The organism is Hyphobacterium sp. (genome assembly GCF_043584775.1).
GTDB lineage: Bacteria > Pseudomonadota > Alphaproteobacteria > Caulobacterales > Maricaulaceae > Hyphobacterium.
This window is the reverse complement of sequence record NZ_CP121327.1, coordinates 88489-103035: the sequence shown is the minus strand read 5'-3', so window position 1 is coordinate 103035 and position 14547 is coordinate 88489. Positions and strand designations below refer to the sequence as shown.

Here is a 14547-nt window from a genome sequence, read left to right as displayed (position 1 = left end):
CCAGTACGCCTTAAAGGCCGTAGGGAATGTAATTCTTCTTCACGATCTTCTGGTCGGCTTCCGCCATGACGGTGGTGCCGCGCTTGTTGCGGATTTGCTTATTCGTCCGCTTGATCATGCCGTGACGTTTTCCGGCCTGGCCGGCTTTCACCTTGCCCGTGGCCGTAAGCTTGAAGCGCTTTTTGGCGCCGCTCTTGGTCTTCAACTTCGACATTTTCGCTCCATTTCCGGCGGGATGGACTCCGCCTTGCGTTCGTCGGCTGCCGGGCATGTCGATCTGGCCCGGGTGGCCGGTGTTTCAAAGAGCGGGCGTCATATGGGAAAAGCTGCGCGATTGCAAGTCAGGCATGCGGCGCGATTCTGCACCCTTCCGGCCCTCGACTTGGCGGCCCTGTTCGGGAATATAGCCCATCAAATCAAGCTGGGGACGATTGAAATGTGGAGATGGCTGATCACGCTGCACAAATGGGCCGCCCTGATTATCGGCCTGCAGGTGCTGGCCTGGGTCGGCGGCGGTCTTGTGATGAGTGCCATTCCCATCCAGCAGGTGCGCGGCGAACATAATATCGCCGAACAGACAGCAGAGCTGGATCTGTCTGGCGTCATGTCCCCTGCAGACGCTGCAGCCTCGGCGGATATCACGCCGACCAGCGTCGAGCTCCGCGCCTGGCTGGGCCGGACCGTATATGAATTCGGCCGCGAGAGCGGGGCGTCGCTGATTGTCGATGCCGTCTCCGGCGAGATCCTGTCACCGATTGATGCCGACACCGCCCGAGCGGTCGCGCTGGCCGACTATGCCGGAGAGCCGGAGATCGATTCCGTCACCTTCTTCGCCGAAGCCACCTGGGAATCCCGCCGCGACATGCCGACCTGGCGCGTCGACTTTTCCGACGGGAACGGCACGCGGATCTATGTCAGCACGGCGACCGGTGAAGTCGTCGCCCGGCGCAATGATGTCTGGCGGTTTTATGACTTCTTCTGGATGCTGCACATCATGGATTATGGCGACCGGTCGCACTTCAACCACCCGCTATTGATCCTTGCCAGCCTGTTTGCGCTGGGGATGAGCCTGTTCGGCTTTGTCCTGCTGTTTCCATGGCTGGGACGAATGATCGCCCGGCGGAAGCGCGGCTAGTCCTCGCACATCCCGCATTCGCGTTCATGATTGTGACCGGCGGCCTGACGACGGCGCCAGTTGGCGATGTGCGCGCCGATCAGCAGGCTGACACCGGCAACCGTCAGAATTGACTCAACCGGCTGGGCCACAATGTGCGACGCGCCCGTCAGCATCAGCACCAGGCCGAGCCCGGCAAAGAGCATCGTCCAGCGTCCGGCCCGCATTGTCCGTTCGCCCCAGAAAAACGCCAGAAGCGTGATCGGCGCGGCAATCAGGAAAAGATAAAGATGCGCCTGACCGTCCACCAGAGACAGGCGCTCGGCGAGTTCCGGTGCGAGCGCCGGTGCCGCAACCGCCGCCGTCGGCAAGGCGAGGCAGTGCAGGAGGCAAATCACCGATAGCCCGGCGCCGGAAACGTCCAGCAGGGATTTTGTGTGGTGGGTCATGGAAGCGGCGCTCTTGTGAATTCTGGAAATGATATAATGTAACATTGGAAAAATTCAAAGCGCTGTTTGCCGAAAGACTGTGGATCAAAAAAGGGCGGCTCCGAAGAACCGCCCTTCTCTGTCAGATTTGGGATCGGAATTAGTTGTCGCCGAATGCCAGCTCCGAGATATGCAGTGTGGCCGGCGGTGTGCCGGCGGAAGAGGAATACGTCCCCACCCAGATATCATAGACACCGGAATCCGGATTGGAGAATTCAATGCCGGGATTGAGGCCTTCAGCCCCGTCATCATTACACCACCAGCTTCCATCCGGCGCATTGACGATCAACACGGTATCGGTGTCTGACGTCGCCGAGACAAACAGGTCGAACGCATCACTTGCTTCATAGGTCAGTTCGAAATCCGGCGCGGCCGTTGCATAGCCCCAGCAGCCATCCGGCCCGTTCTCGCGGACATCAACATCGCCGCCCGCGGCGATCTGGACGTTATACGGATCCGGGACGAATCCCGAGGTCAGCGATGTCGATCCATAATTCGCATTCAGCGTATAATCGAGCAGGTTGACGTCGGGAACAGGTGTTCCGCCATAGCCGATCTCCGAAATGTGGAGTGTGGCAGGCGGTGTGCCGGCAGCTGAGGAATACGTCCCGACCCAGATGTCATAGACACCCGATTGCGGGTTTTCGAACGTCAGACCCGGATTGAGGCCTTCGGCGCCGTCATCATTACACCACCAGCTGCCATCGGGTCCGTTGACGATGATCACCGTGTCACGATCCGACGTAGCCGAGAGATAGAGGTCAAAAGAATTGCCCGCCTGATAGGTCAGCTCGTAATCGGGTGCCGCCGTGGTGTAACCCCAGCACATATCGCCGATGGATGTTGAAGAGACATCAATGTCTCCGCCAGCAGCGATCTGGATATCCACCGGGTCCGGAATGAAGCCCGACTGCAGGGACTGGCCACCATAATTGGCAGGCAGTGAGAAATCGAGTTCGGCGGATGAACCCGCACCTTCATAATCCTCGTAGACATCGTCCGTATCGGTGCCCTCCGGCCCGAAGCCCAGCTCCGAGATGTGGAGGGTCGCCGGCGGCGTACCGGCACCGGAAGAATAGGTCCCGACCCAGATGTCATAGACACCCGATTGCGGGTTTTCGAACATCAGGCCCGGATTGAGACCGGTCGAGCCATCATCATTACACGCCCATTGGCCATCAGGCCCGTTGACGATGATCACCGTGTCGCTGTCCGACGTGGCCGACAGGTAGAGGTCAAATGTATTGCCGGCCTCATAAGTCAGTTCGTAATCGGGCGCGGCCGAGGCATAGCCCCAGCACATATCGTCGATGCCGGTTGCTTCCACATCGACATTGCCGCCCGCCGCGATCTCGATATTTACGGGATCCGGAATGAAGCCGGTTTGCAGCGTCTGACCGCCATAATTGGCCGGAAGCGTGTAATCGAGGCCACTGCCCGACGCCATGGGGCGCGGACCAAAGCCGATTTCGGAGATGAACAGCGTTGCCGGAGGCGTTCCGCCGCTGCTTGAATAGGTGCCGACCCAGACATTGTAGAGGCCGGAAGCCGGCCGTTCGATCCGGACCCCCGGATTGAACGCGCCTTCGCCGCCATCATCATCGCAATACCAGTTCCCCCGGGCGTCATTGACGACGATCGTGGTATCGGTCTGCGACATGGCAGAGAAAAAGAGATCAAACGAACCGGCCGTGTAATAGACATTGAAATCGGGCGCGCTGGCGATATTGCCACGGCACACGCCGTTTCCATCCACCGTGACGGGCACGGCGCCGCCCGCGCGGATCTGGACGCTATGCGGATCCGGCAGATAACCGGAATCCAGCGTGATCGAGCCGTAGCTGGGTGGTGCAGAGATGTCTTGGGCGGCGACCGACGCGGCGGCAAGAGCCGCCACGCCGAGAGCCGGAAGGATGTATTTCATGATGGGCCTCCCCGGTCCGTTGATCGTCAATCGTGTCGATTAATAGGAACGCAGTTCCGAAATCGACAGGGTCGCATTCTGATACGACGCATTGCCGTATGTGCCCACATAAATGTCATACTGACCCGATGGCGGGCTGTTCCAGCGCAGGGACGGGTTGAGGCCCTGGCCGCTGTCATCATCGCAATACCAGCGGGCATCCGGCCCGTTGATCACCAGCGTCGTATCAGCGTTCGAGCTGACCGAAATGATCAGCGGAAGCACATTGCCGGCGCTGTACTGCAGGCGGAAATCCGGTGCGTTCGCGATATAACCGCGGCAGGAACCGCCAATCGATTGCGACGCATTGATCGAACCGCCCGATTGCAGGCTGACCAGATATGGATCCGGAGAGAAGCCGGACACCAGCGAAACCGTGCCATAGGATGGATTGAGCCGCCAATCCTGCGCCTCGGCGGCGCCGGCCATCGCAACGATGGCCAAAGCGGAAGCAGCGGCTGAAAGTGTGAGTTTACGAAGCATATAACTGTCCCCTGTTTTCGCCCGACCCCGACCATCGGGGGCGGCACGGAACGGAAAGGTCCTCCCCTCCATTCTCGCGATAGAGACTAGCATTAAAACCCGGTAATAGGTGAACCCCGCTTGAACGAAAAAATCGTCGCACCGGCAGAAAAACGGCAAACTCCCGCCACAATTCGCGTGTGACGGGAGTTTCAGGCCTTTTGAGGCTACCGAACTAGCGCGGAGCGAGCACCATCGTCATCTGACGGCCTTCAAGCTTCGGCTCGAATTCGACTTTTGCGATCGAGGCGAAGTCTTCCTTGACGCGATTCATCACATCCATGCCGCGTTCCTGGTGCGCCATTTCACGCCCGCGGAACCGCAAAGTCACTTTGACCTTGTCGCCGTCTTCAAAGAAGCGCGTCATGGCCCGGGTCTTGACCTCGTAATCATGCGTATCAATGTTCGGACGCATTTTTATCTCTTTGATATCCTGCGTCTTCTGCTTGCGGCGAGCTTCCGCCTTCTTTTTCTGTTCAGCGTATCTCAGCTTGCCGTAATCGAGGATCTTGCAGACCGGCGGATCACCATTCGGCGAGACCTCGACGAGATCCAGCCCCGCCTCCACGGCCGCTTCGATCGCAGCTTCGGTTGGCATGATTCCCTGCTTTTCACCGTTTTCATCGATGAGCAGGACGCGCGGAACGCGAATATCTTGATTTATGCGTGGGCCCTCTTTTTTGGGGGGCGTCGCAGCAACAGGTCGGCGAGCTATGTAACTTCTCCACTATCAGCCAGAATTCGAAAAATACCACAATTGCAGGAAAAGGCGACGGTCAAGAGACAGCCCTCTCGCCTGCAAGGCAGCGGTGCAGTGTTATGAGGGTCACGGGCAGAAAATCAAGCCGCACGCGGTGATTCCTCGAACCCGCCCGCCACGCGCATGGCCTGCAAGGCCTCGTCGGCTGTGACCTGCGCCAGAACCGGGGCGTGCAACAACACGACGGGAGACGCGCCGCGCGGGGCCTTGAGCGCCGGATCTTCTCCATCCGGGTAAAGTGCCGCCGCAGGCGGGCCCGCTGCAACGAGAAGATGGATAAGGTCGGTATCCTCACCAAAGACAAAACGCGTCCGGCGCGCCAGCCCGGCCAGCTGGACCAGCTTGGCCTTGCCAGTCACATCGCGCGCGTTTGGAACATTCTCGGACACAAAGCGCCCCACATCGCGCGCCGACGGCCCACCCACAATGGCGGGTGTAATGCCCTGCTCCAGCAAGGCCGCGGCCAATGCCGCCCAGCGTTCCCGCGGCCAACGCAGATTGGCTTTCACTTCCTCGCCAGCCGGTGCCAGCATGGCGTAGGGACCATTGAGGCCGAAATATTCAGGTTCCAGCATGCGCGAAGTGCGGGCCAGATAATCCACCCAGGATACATCCGGCGCCGGCGCTTCACCCAGACGGTAATCCTCCCGTCCCAGCCCTGAACGACCCAGCGCTGCAGCCGCCGCTTCGACAGGGTGAACCCCGTCCATGGGCCGCGGGGCGGCATCAATCCATTTGATCCGCGAGAAGCGCAGCCCGCCCTTGATCCGCCGTGCATCGCCATCGCCCACAAGATCATAAACGTATTTGGGCTTGGTCACCTTGATCCGCTTCGAGGTCAGCTTCCCGGCCGGTCCCGTGGCCGTGGCATCGGTCTCGATCTGGCTGAAATGCGGGCAATGCTTCAACAGTGCTTCATAATCAGGCGCGGTCAGAAGGATCAGCTTGGCGCGCGGATGCGCTTCGCGGATTCGCTGACACGAGGCCAGCCCGCGCACGGTCGACGGCAGATCGCCCCACAACAGGACGTAGATGATATCTTTGACCGCTTCGTTCATGCACTCACTCTAGAAGCTCGCGATAGACCCGCAAGGTGGAAGTCTGCAAGGCGGACACCGTAAAGCGCTCCATCACCCGTTGGCGTCCGGCCCGCCCCATGGCCTGACGCGCGGCGATATCAAGCTCCATCGCGACTTGCAATGTTTTTGCCAGCGCTCCGGCATCGCCGGGCGGCGTTCGCCATCCGGTCACACCCTCTTCCACAACTTCCCGCGCGCCGCCATGATCGGCGACGATCACCGGCAGGCCCGCCGCGCTGGCTTCAGCAGCCGTCCGCCCGAAGGCTTCCGGATCGGTGGACGGGTTGAGCGCAATATCGGCGAGGGCCAAGGCAGCCGGCATGTCATCGCAATGCCCCACCAGCCAGACATTTTTTTCCAGGCCATGACGGCCGATCAGCCATTCGATCTCTTCACGATAGGCGGTTCGGCCCTGGTCCCCGCCGACCAGAACAAGGACCGGAACGTCCTGACCTTCGGCTTTCAAACGGCCCAATGCCTCGATGGCGACCAACTGGCCTTTCCAGCGTGTGAGCCGGGCGGGCAGGACGGCAATGAAGCGCCGCTCGGGCAGGGCCCATTCGGCGGCAAGGTCCCGCCCGCGTTGCTTGACCGCGTCTGTCATTTCGAAACGGTCGACATCGACACCGCGCGGAATGACTGTGATGGCCTCGATGGCGAGCCCATGCTCGGCGACAATGTAGTCGCAAATGAATTCGGAGTTGGCGATAACCCGGTCACCGCGCGCCATGACCGAGTTGTAGAACCGTTTCAGGGCGGATTGGGCATTATAGGTGCCGTGATAGGTCGTGACGAATTTCGCATTCGTCTGTTTCACAGCCCGCAGGGCGGACCAGGCCGGGGCACGCGAGCGCGCATGGACGATATCGATATCCCTTGCCTTGATCAGCGCCTTCAGACGCGCCGCATTGTCCAGCAGGGTAAAGAGGTTTTTCGAAGCGAGCGGCAAGCGGATCAGCTCGCCACCGGCCGCCGCCAGCTCCGCCTCCATCGCGCCGCCTTCGCTGGCCACCAAAGCTTCATGCCCGTCTCGGACAAGCGCCTCGGCAATCTCGATCGTGGTGCGTTCCGCCCCGCCGGTTTCCAGTCCGGGAATGACTTGCAGCACTTTCATCGAGGCGTCGCTCTCCTGTTGGCGGTCTTGACCCGTGCATCCGGATTGCGGGAAAGATGCCACCATCTTGTTTCACAGGACTTAAACCATGACAAATGCGCCGGACATCCAGTTTCTTGATCGCCCGGATGGCGAAAAAATCGCCTATGTCCGGCAGGACGCGCGGCCGGGCAAGGCCAGCCTGGTCTGGCTTGGCGGCTTCAAGTCCGACATGGACGGCACGAAGGCATTGGCGCTGGAAGCCTGGGCCAGGGCCACCGGGCGCGGTCTTTTGCGATTTGATTATTACGGGCATGGCGCTTCCTCGGGGGATTTCGAGGAGGGCACGATAGGCCGCTGGCGCGAGGATGCGCTGGCCGTCATCGATACGCTCACCGAAGGCCCGCAAATTCTCGTCGGCTCCTCCATGGGCGGCTGGATCAGCCTGCTGACGGCAAAGGAACGCGCCGAACGGCTTGCTGGAATGCTGCTGATTGCCCCGGCACCGGATTTCACCTCGGACCTGATGTGGCCCTCCTTTTCCGAAGACGTCCGCCAGCAAATCCTCGAGATCGGCAAGTTCGAGGAGCCTTCGCCCTATGACGACGAGGTCTTCATCGTCACGAGAAAGCTGATCGAGGATGGCAAGAACTGGTCAGTGCTGGGCAAGCCCATCCCCTTTGACGGCCCGGTTCGCATTCTCCAGGGCATGCTGGATGACAGCGTGCCGTGGGATCATGCGCGCAAATGCGTCGATGTCCTGACCAGCGAAGACATTGTCTTCACCCTGATCAAGAATGGCGATCACCGCCTGTCATCCGGACCGGAGCTCGCGCGCCTGATCTCGACTGCCGAAGCCCTCGCCGCTCAGATCGAGGCCGCATAAATCGCCTGCAGGCCATCGCGATAGGTCGGATATTGCAAGGTCCAGCCCAGCGCCGCGCGCGTCGCTTCGCTGGAGACGCGCCGCGAGGACGAGAAAAAGCTGCGCATCATCGCGCTCATCTCCGCCGTATCGAAATCCTCGACCGGCGGCGGATCGACACCCAGCAATTCCGCCGCAAAAGCTGTGACATCGGCCTGAGGCGCAGGCATTTCATCCGCCAGATTGAACGGCCCGGCAGCCTCGGGACGGGCAATGGAGGCCATCAGGGCCGCTGCGATATCGTCGACATGAATACGAGAGAAGACCTGCCCCGGCTTGACGATGCGCCGCGCCGTGCCGGCCTGCACCTTCTCCAGTGCCGAACGGCCCGGCCCGTAAATTCCGGCCAGGCGGAAAATCCGGGTTTTATCCGACAGGGCCTGCCAGGCCCGTTCCGCCTCCAGCCGCCGGACGGAGCGCGCTTCAACCGGCGCGGGCGGTGTCGCTTCGCTCACCCAGCCGCCGTCTGCATCGCCGTAAATACCCGTGGTCGACAGATATCCGAGCCAGTCGAGACCGGAGAGATCGACATCACCGCCCAGCGCTTCCAGCACGGGGTCTCCTGTCTCGCCGGGCGGTACGGACACCAGAATATGCGACGCGCCAGCCATTGCCTCGCGCAGATCCCCGGTGGCCGGATCAATCAGGGGCGCGACGCCCAGCGCGCGCATTTCACGTGACTTTTCAATGGATCGGCTGGTCCCGGTCAGCTGAAAGCCGGCCGCCCGAAGATGAGGAGCCGTGGCTTTTGCGACATAGCCGAAACCCAATAGCAAGGCTGAGCGGGTGTGTGTCATGGACGCCAATCTACCCCCCGCCTATGCTGGGTCCAGTGGGCATACGGGAGCTTATCGACATGAAGCGTCTTCTTTTTGCAGCTGCGGCGAGCGTGGCCTTTACCTCTATGGCATTTGCGCAGGCGCGCGATCATGACCGCTATGAAGCCTGTCTCAACGGTATCGAGGCCAATCCGGACGCCGCCTATGAGGAAGCGCTCGCCTGGCGGTTTGAAGGCGGCGGCTGGCCCGCCCGCCATTGCGTCGCCCGCGCCCTGATCGCTCTGGGCGAAGAAGCCGAAGGCGCATTCCGCCTGCAGGCGCTGGCCGAAGCCCCCGATGGGGGGCCCGCAGCGATGAAAGTCCTCTATCTGGCCGAGGCCGGTGAAGCCTGGATGTCCAGCGGTCATCCCGAAGAAGCCCGCCGCGTCTATTCCCGCGCCGTCGAATTCTCCCCGCAATCAGCTCCGCTCTGGCTGGGCCGCGCCCGTGCCGCCGCTGAAATGGGTGAATGGGCAGCGGTCGAGGCCGATGCCGCACAGGCCATTTCCCATGAGCCTCAAAATTTCGAGGCCTGGCGCATCCGTGCTCAGGCGCGTCTGGAGCTCGGCGACCTTGATGCGGCCGAAGCCGACATGCAGCGCGCCTTGTCTCTGACCACAACGGATGAAGAGACGGTCTCTGTCCTCCTCATCCGGGGCCACATCAACGAGGCGCGCCGGACGGGGGGCTAGTCCGCAGACTACTCTTCCATCATTCCGGCTTCCTCGACCTCTTCCAGCGTAGCTTCAATCCACGCCATGGTGCGGTCTTCCAGATAGCCGAGCGGTACCGCGCCTTCACGCAGCAACTCGTCATGGAAATCGCGAATGTCGAAATGCTGTCCCAGCCGGGTCTCGGCGCGCGTGCGCAGATCCCGCATCAGCAATTCGCCGGTCTTGTAGGCCAGCGCCTGTCCCGGCCATGAGATATAGCGCGAGACTTCCGTGCGGATATTGTGCGGGGCCAGGGCCGAGTTTTCGAGGAAGCAGGCTTCGGCCTGTTCGCGGGTCCAGCCCATATAGTGAATGCCGGTATCCACCACGAGGCGGCAGGCGCGCCACATCTCGTAGGTCAGACGGCCGAACTGGTCATAGGGCGTAGAATACATGCCCATTTCTTCGGCCAGAAACTCGGTATAGAGGCCCCAGCCTTCACCAAATGCGGTGATATAGGTGTTGCGGCGGAACTCCGGCACATCTTCCAGCTCCTGTGCGAGCGCGATCTGGTGGTGGTGGCCCGGCACGGCCTCGTGCACGGTCAGGGCCGGCAGATTATAGAGAGGACGCTGGGACAGGTCATACGTATTGACCATATATCCACCGGCCACCCCATTCTCCAGCGACCCCGGCCAGTAGCGGCCCGTCGTGTAGGTCGGCGCCATGGAGGCCGGCACCGGACGTACGCCATAGGACAGGCGCGGCAGGCGGCCAAAGAAACGCGGCATGGCATCATCGGCCCGCTTGGCCAGCCATGACGCATACATCATCAGCTCTTCTTCGCTCTCCGCATAGAATTGCGGATCGGTGCGCATGAAGTTGAGGAATTCGGCGAATGTGCCCTCGAATTCCACCTCTTCAATGATGGCTTCCATCTCGGCGCGGATCCGCGCGACTTCGGCGAGGCCGCGCTGATGGACTTCCTCGGGCGAGGTATCCAGCGTGGTGTGATAGCGCACCAGTGCCTGGTATTGCGCACGGCCATTCGGCACCGAGGAAATGCCCAGTTCTTCCCGCGCTGCCGGCACATATTCATTGTCCATGAAGTCCAGCAATGCCTGATAGGCCGGCAGGACATGATCGGTCACCGCGGCCTCGGCTTCGGCGCGCAGACGCGCCCGCTCGGCCTCCGGCACGCTGGCGGGCAAGGCGTCGATCGGTGCCACCATCCCCGTTTCTTCAACGCTCATCGCCGCAATGGCCGCGATCTGGTCACGGACCCCGCCGATGATATTGGCAGGCTGGGTGTAGCCGGCCTCTATGCCTTCCCGCATCCAGTAGATGTTTTCATCCAGATAGCGGGGCAAGTCTTCCAGCCGGGCAATCCAGTTCTCCGCCGCCTCGACATTCCGCGGACGGGTGGAGGATGCCGTATAGAGCGGTGTCGAGAAGAAGCCGCTATCATTGGAGAAGGGCGCGCGCTGCATGTCATATTGCGCCAGCTCAACGCGGAAGCGCAGGAGATAGTCCAGCGTCGCGAAATTGACGATCTCGTCCGCCGGCAGATTGTTCTCGTCTATCGCTTCGAGGCGTTCGAGGAAGGCTTCATCCGCCGCCCGGTCCTCGGCAAACCGCTCTGGCGAAAGATCACCCCAGCGCCCGGCAGCGTCCGGGTTTTCTTCCGGATCATCGCGGTTTTCAAACGCCTCGAAATCATCAATCAGCGATTGGAAATCCTCGGCATCATCGGCCAGAACAGGTGCCGAAAACAAAAGGCCTGAAATCAGAAGCGCGCGCAGCATGTCTCTCTCCCCGAGTGTTCGCCGGAGAGACTAGACCAGATTCTTCAGATGTCAGCCCTGTGGGTCAGGGCCTTAGTCGCGCTTCAGGTCTTCCGGACGCAGGGCCAGGCGCTTGATGACCTGCTTGTCGACGAATTCTTCCGGCAGGAGGCGCGGCATGGTCCAGTTTTCAAACCGCTGCGGCACTTCCGCATAACGGTTCTTCGGCTTCGGCGCCGTCAGGCAGAAATGCACACGCTCGCCGATCTGGCGCGGCGGCAGGCCTTTCGGGCCGCGATCCAGCATCCAGTTAAACACCCGCTCCATGGATTTGATGTAATCGGTGTGGCGGTATTTATCGAGCTCGCTGGTATCATCCGCCTTGTCCCAGATCGGGGTTGCGACCGCGCCCGGCCCGATGATGTGAACGCCGATACCATAAAGCGCCAATTCCTTGCGCAGGGATTTCGACAGGCCTTCCAGCGCGTGCTTGGACGCCGCATAGGGACCGACAAAGGGCATACCCATTTTCCCGGCGACAGACGACATCGTCACCACCCGGCCCGGCTTGCCGGTGAGGGACTGGTCCGCGCCCAGCAGCGGCCCGAAGGCCTGCACGGTGCGCACCACGCCCAGCACATTGATGTTCAGCTGGTTTTCAAATTCCTCGACCGGAATGTGCAAGATCGGCCCCGTCACGGCGACACCGGCATTGCAGACCAGACCCTGCAAGGTCTTGCCGCCCAGCGCCTCGCGCACCTTTTCCCCGGCCGCATTCATGGAAGCGGAATCCGTCACTTCCATTTTCAGAGGGCTCACGCTGTCGCCAAACTCCTGGCTCAGACGCGCGGCATCCTCATCCTTGCGCACCCCGGCAAAGACATGAAAGCCGTTCTCGATCAGCACCTGCGTCGTCGCATGACCGATCCCGGTCGAAGCGCCGGTCACAACAGCGGCGGGTTTGGTGAGGGTGGTCATGGCGTGGGCTCCAATTAATCGGTCGTGGGATCATAAGTGTAGGTCAGCACAGACGCCTGTCCATCTATCGGGATAGCAAAGCCCAAATCATTCATTTGAAATGCGTTACACTGCGCATATTCGAATGATCCACCGAGCCGGTATCCAAACATGGAATCCAGTTCAAATAGGTGGCTGATTTGAAAACGGATATCTTTCGTCTCGCCCGGAACAATCCTGTGCATCATCGATCGCGACTGATGAGCATGACCTCGACTCTCGGCCCTTCGTCCAGTCTGTACGTCAAAAACCTGAACGTAGTTAGCTTCCAGCTCATGATAGGGTATGCACGCTGGCTCATCTCCAACGTTTCGTAAAGTGACGAACAGATCATTCCCATCGAAACTTGAGTTCACGAATTCGAGCAAGCCGTATGAAAGAGCCGCCGGTGCGGTTTCGGATGGTGTGATGTAACTAACACGCGTGGAGCGAATGGGCGCGTTTTCGGCTACCCGGCGAGGATGCGCGGAATTGTCTTGGCCGCATGGCGCATAATTCAGCCATCCGGAGACAGCGTAGCGCCCATTCACGTCAATGGAATGCACGCGATACAATTCGATTTTTATGAGTCGGCTTGCGCCCGCCGGCAGCAAGATCGCGGCGCGGTTATCGTACCGAACCGTTGACAGGCCCTGAACCGGCTGGGACTCGGAATCTAGATTGACCACCGACCAACGCGACGGATCGAGTGAAACTTGCTGAATACACCGTGTTTCGTCGGTCAGGTTTGAGACCGTTACGTCCAGCCGCAACGCATTGTCGCCCGCGATCAATTCTACCATATACTCGGTCAACACCGCGCCTTCCACCACAAGGCCGTCGGGTGCCGCGCTTTGCAGAACGGCGATCATTAATCCCTGCCACATCTCCGCAATCCTCTTTGACGCCGCCCCGCGCTCACCCTATCGTTTTTGAAACGCTTTGGGAGGGGCCATCATGATGATTCGTACGCTCACACTTGCCGCCAGCCTGACGCTCACCGGAACGGCGATGGCGCAGGAGCGCCAGGCACTGGTCGGCGGCACCTTGCTGGACGGCAATGGCGGCCCGCCCGTCTATAACTCCGTCATCCTGGTTGAGGATGACCGCATCACCGCTGTCGGCAATCAGGATTCGCTGATCGTGCCGGAGGGCTATGAGATCATCTCCACCGAAGGCATGACGGTCCTGCCCGGGTTGTGGGAGATGCACGCCCATCTGATGCTGACCGGCCATGCCGATTACTCCCACTGGCACCCCACCTATGCGGATCGTCTGGAAGACGAGATCATGCCAGCCACCGCCGTGCAGCTATTGCTGGCGGGGGTTACGACCGCCCGCGATCTGGGCGCGCCGCTGGAAGAAAGCCTCTCCATCCGCGACCGCATCAATTCGGGCGAACTGCCCGGCCCGCGCCTCTTTGTTTCCGGACCTTTCCTGCAGAACGAGCCCTATCCCGGCACGGAGAATTATCGCTGGGGCATCTCCTCGGTGCGCGAGGCGCGTGCGCGCGTGCGCGAACTGGCCGAAGCGGGCGTCGATGTCATCAAGCTGGTCGATCAGGACGAGATGGAGCTGGAAACCGTCCGCGCCCTGGTCGAGGAAGCCCATGCCCACGGGCTTCGCGTCGTCGGTCACTCGCACCGGGCGGATGAAATCATCGTCGGCCTCGAGGTCGGCGTGGACAATTTTGAACACACCGGCCTGACGACCGCGCCGGAATATCCACCCGAAGTGATCGAGGCGCTGCGCCGCCGCACCTCGCAGGGACGGGTGCGTGGCGGTCCGCTCTACTGGACGCCAACGATTGAGGGTCTGTGGAATTACGAGCGCACGCGCGACAATCCCGAACGTCTGGACGATACCTGCTGGCATCGCGGGCTCCAGCCCGACACGATTGCCGACATCGAAGCCTCGCTGCAGCATGTCGACCAGCTGGAATACATGCAGCTCACCCCACTGCGCCGCCCGACATTGCGCCGCAAGTTCGAGCAATTGCGCGAAGCCGGCGTCGTCATGCTGGTCGGCACGGATAGCGGCATCCCGACGAAATTCCATTGCCAGTCGACCTGGAATGAAATCGATATCTGGACCCGCGAACTGGACGTGCCGGTGATGGATGTCATCCGCTCGGCCAGCTACTGGCCGTCCGTTCTGATGGGCGTTCAGGATGAATGGGGCCGTATCCAGGAAGGCATGTATGCCGATATCATCGCCGTGGATGGCGATCTCCTCACCTATCCCAGCCTCCTCCAGAATGTCGATTTCGTCATGAAGGGCGGCGTGGTTTACGTTGAAGACGGCAATGTCAACGAGGCGATCCTGCCGGAAAGCCTGCGGGTGGAGTGATGC

The 14547-nt window shown here is 60.9% G+C and carries 15 protein-coding genes; 4 read left to right on the top strand and 11 right to left on the bottom strand.

The annotated features are described in order from the left end of the window. Window positions 1-10: 10 nt before the first annotated feature. Window positions 11-214, bottom strand: a complete 204-nt coding sequence (rpmI, locus tag P0D52_RS00565) for a 50S ribosomal protein L35 (protein WP_394693510.1) — start codon at window positions 212-214, stop codon at window positions 11-13. Between the two features lie 33 nt (window positions 215-247). Between rpmI and P0D52_RS00560 the strand changes: the two genes are divergently transcribed. Beyond that, the gene (locus P0D52_RS00560) at window positions 248-1135 is read left to right on the top strand and encodes a PepSY domain-containing protein (protein ID WP_394693509.1); all 888 of its coding nucleotides are present in this window, start codon (window positions 248-250) and stop codon (window positions 1133-1135) included. On the opposite strand, the gene P0D52_RS00555 is transcribed toward P0D52_RS00560, so the two are convergent. The 6 genes from P0D52_RS00555 to P0D52_RS00530 form a co-directional block, all read right to left on the bottom strand. Continuing rightward, window positions 1132-1563, bottom strand: a complete 432-nt coding sequence (locus P0D52_RS00555; RefSeq protein ID WP_394693508.1) for a MerC domain-containing protein — start codon at window positions 1561-1563, stop codon at window positions 1132-1134. The two genes, P0D52_RS00560 and P0D52_RS00555, sit on opposite strands and share 4 nt — an antisense overlap. A gap of 139 nt (window positions 1564-1702) precedes the next feature. Next, complete coding sequence (locus tag P0D52_RS00550; RefSeq protein ID WP_394693507.1) at window positions 1703-3526, bottom strand: hypothetical protein; 1824 nt, start codon at window positions 3524-3526, stop codon at window positions 1703-1705. A 39-nt stretch (window positions 3527-3565) separates the two neighbouring features. After that, window positions 3566-4048 carry a peptidase S1 gene (locus P0D52_RS00545; RefSeq protein WP_394693506.1) on the bottom strand — a complete coding sequence of 161 codons (483 nt, stop codon included), beginning with the start codon at window positions 4046-4048 and terminating at the stop codon, window positions 3566-3568. A gap of 214 nt (window positions 4049-4262) precedes the next feature. Further along, entirely contained in the window at window positions 4263-4802 is a 540-nt protein-coding gene (gene infC, locus P0D52_RS00540; protein ID WP_394694805.1) for a translation initiation factor IF-3, read from the bottom strand. A gap of 125 nt (window positions 4803-4927) precedes the next feature. Further along, window positions 4928-5905: a glycosyltransferase family 9 protein gene (locus tag P0D52_RS00535; RefSeq protein ID WP_394693505.1), complete on the bottom strand. Its 978-nt coding sequence runs from the start codon at window positions 5903-5905 to the stop codon at window positions 4928-4930. Window positions 5906-5909: 4 nt separating this feature from the next. Further along, window positions 5910-7040, bottom strand: a complete 1131-nt coding sequence (locus P0D52_RS00530; protein WP_394693504.1) for a glycosyltransferase family 4 protein — start codon at window positions 7038-7040, stop codon at window positions 5910-5912. Between the two features lie 88 nt (window positions 7041-7128). On the opposite strand from P0D52_RS00530, the gene P0D52_RS00525 reads away from it, so the two are divergent. Further along, window positions 7129-7905 carry an alpha/beta hydrolase gene (locus P0D52_RS00525; protein WP_394693503.1) on the top strand — a complete coding sequence of 259 codons (777 nt, stop codon included), beginning with the start codon at window positions 7129-7131 and terminating at the stop codon, window positions 7903-7905. Here P0D52_RS00525 and P0D52_RS00520 read toward each other — a convergent pair. Then, the gene (locus P0D52_RS00520; protein ID WP_394693502.1) at window positions 7887-8741 is read right to left on the bottom strand and encodes an SDR family oxidoreductase; all 855 of its coding nucleotides are present in this window, start codon (window positions 8739-8741) and stop codon (window positions 7887-7889) included. The two genes, P0D52_RS00525 and P0D52_RS00520, sit on opposite strands and share 19 nt — an antisense overlap. A gap of 59 nt (window positions 8742-8800) precedes the next feature. On the opposite strand from P0D52_RS00520, the gene P0D52_RS00515 reads away from it, so the two are divergent. Then, complete coding sequence (locus P0D52_RS00515) at window positions 8801-9454, top strand: hypothetical protein (RefSeq protein WP_394693501.1); 654 nt, start codon at window positions 8801-8803, stop codon at window positions 9452-9454. Between the two features lie 8 nt (window positions 9455-9462). Here the strand turns inward: P0D52_RS00515 and P0D52_RS00510 are convergent, their stop codons facing one another. The 3 genes from P0D52_RS00510 to P0D52_RS00500 all read right to left on the bottom strand — a co-directional run bounded on the left by P0D52_RS00510 (window position 9463) and on the right by P0D52_RS00500 (window position 13067). Next, complete coding sequence (locus tag P0D52_RS00510) at window positions 9463-11220, bottom strand: DUF885 domain-containing protein (protein WP_394693500.1); 1758 nt, start codon at window positions 11218-11220, stop codon at window positions 9463-9465. Window positions 11221-11292: 72 nt separating this feature from the next. Further along, window positions 11293-12177, bottom strand: a complete 885-nt coding sequence (locus P0D52_RS00505) for an SDR family oxidoreductase (protein ID WP_394693499.1) — start codon at window positions 12175-12177, stop codon at window positions 11293-11295. A 14-nt stretch (window positions 12178-12191) separates the two neighbouring features. Then, on the bottom strand, window positions 12192-13067 hold the full coding sequence (locus P0D52_RS00500) for a hypothetical protein (protein WP_394693498.1): 876 nt from the start codon (window positions 13065-13067) through the stop codon (window positions 12192-12194). Window positions 13068-13152: 85 nt separating this feature from the next. Here P0D52_RS00500 and P0D52_RS00495 point away from each other — a divergent pair, with 85 nt between their 5' ends. After that, window positions 13153-14544, top strand: a complete 1392-nt coding sequence (locus P0D52_RS00495; RefSeq protein WP_394693497.1) for an amidohydrolase family protein — start codon at window positions 13153-13155, stop codon at window positions 14542-14544. Window positions 14545-14547 lie beyond the last annotated feature (3 nt).

Excerpts from the sequence above, each read along its gene's own strand:
- P0D52_RS00530 (WP_394693504.1), bottom strand. The coding sequence starts at position 7,040 with ATGAAAGTGCTGCAAGTCATTCCCGGACTGGAAACCGGCGGGGCGGAA.
- P0D52_RS00535 (WP_394693505.1), bottom strand. The coding sequence starts at position 5,905 with ATGAACGAAGCGGTCAAAGATATCATCTACGTCCTGTTGTGGGGCGAT.
- P0D52_RS00515 (WP_394693501.1), top strand. The coding sequence starts at position 8,801 with ATGAAGCGTCTTCTTTTTGCAGCTGCGGCGAGCGTGGCCTTTACCTCT.
- P0D52_RS00495 (WP_394693497.1), top strand. The coding sequence starts at position 13,153 with ATGATGATTCGTACGCTCACACTTGCCGCCAGCCTGACGCTCACCGGA.
- P0D52_RS00520 (WP_394693502.1), bottom strand. The coding sequence starts at position 8,741 with ATGACACACACCCGCTCAGCCTTGCTATTGGGTTTCGGCTATGTCGCA.
- P0D52_RS00550 (WP_394693507.1), bottom strand. The coding sequence starts at position 3,526 with ATGAAATACATCCTTCCGGCTCTCGGCGTGGCGGCTCTTGCCGCCGCG.
- P0D52_RS00545 (WP_394693506.1), bottom strand. The coding sequence starts at position 4,048 with ATGCTTCGTAAACTCACACTTTCAGCCGCTGCTTCCGCTTTGGCCATC.
- P0D52_RS00525 (WP_394693503.1), top strand. The coding sequence starts at position 7,129 with ATGACAAATGCGCCGGACATCCAGTTTCTTGATCGCCCGGATGGCGAA.
- P0D52_RS00500 (WP_394693498.1), bottom strand. The coding sequence starts at position 13,067 with ATGATCGCCGTTCTGCAAAGCGCGGCACCCGACGGCCTTGTGGTGGAA.
- P0D52_RS00510 (WP_394693500.1), bottom strand. The coding sequence starts at position 11,220 with ATGCTGCGCGCGCTTCTGATTTCAGGCCTTTTGTTTTCGGCACCTGTT.
- rpmI (WP_394693510.1), bottom strand. The coding sequence starts at position 214 with ATGTCGAAGTTGAAGACCAAGAGCGGCGCCAAAAAGCGCTTCAAGCTT.
- P0D52_RS00505 (WP_394693499.1), bottom strand. The coding sequence starts at position 12,177 with ATGACCACCCTCACCAAACCCGCCGCTGTTGTGACCGGCGCTTCGACC.
- P0D52_RS00555 (WP_394693508.1), bottom strand. The coding sequence starts at position 1,563 with ATGACCCACCACACAAAATCCCTGCTGGACGTTTCCGGCGCCGGGCTA.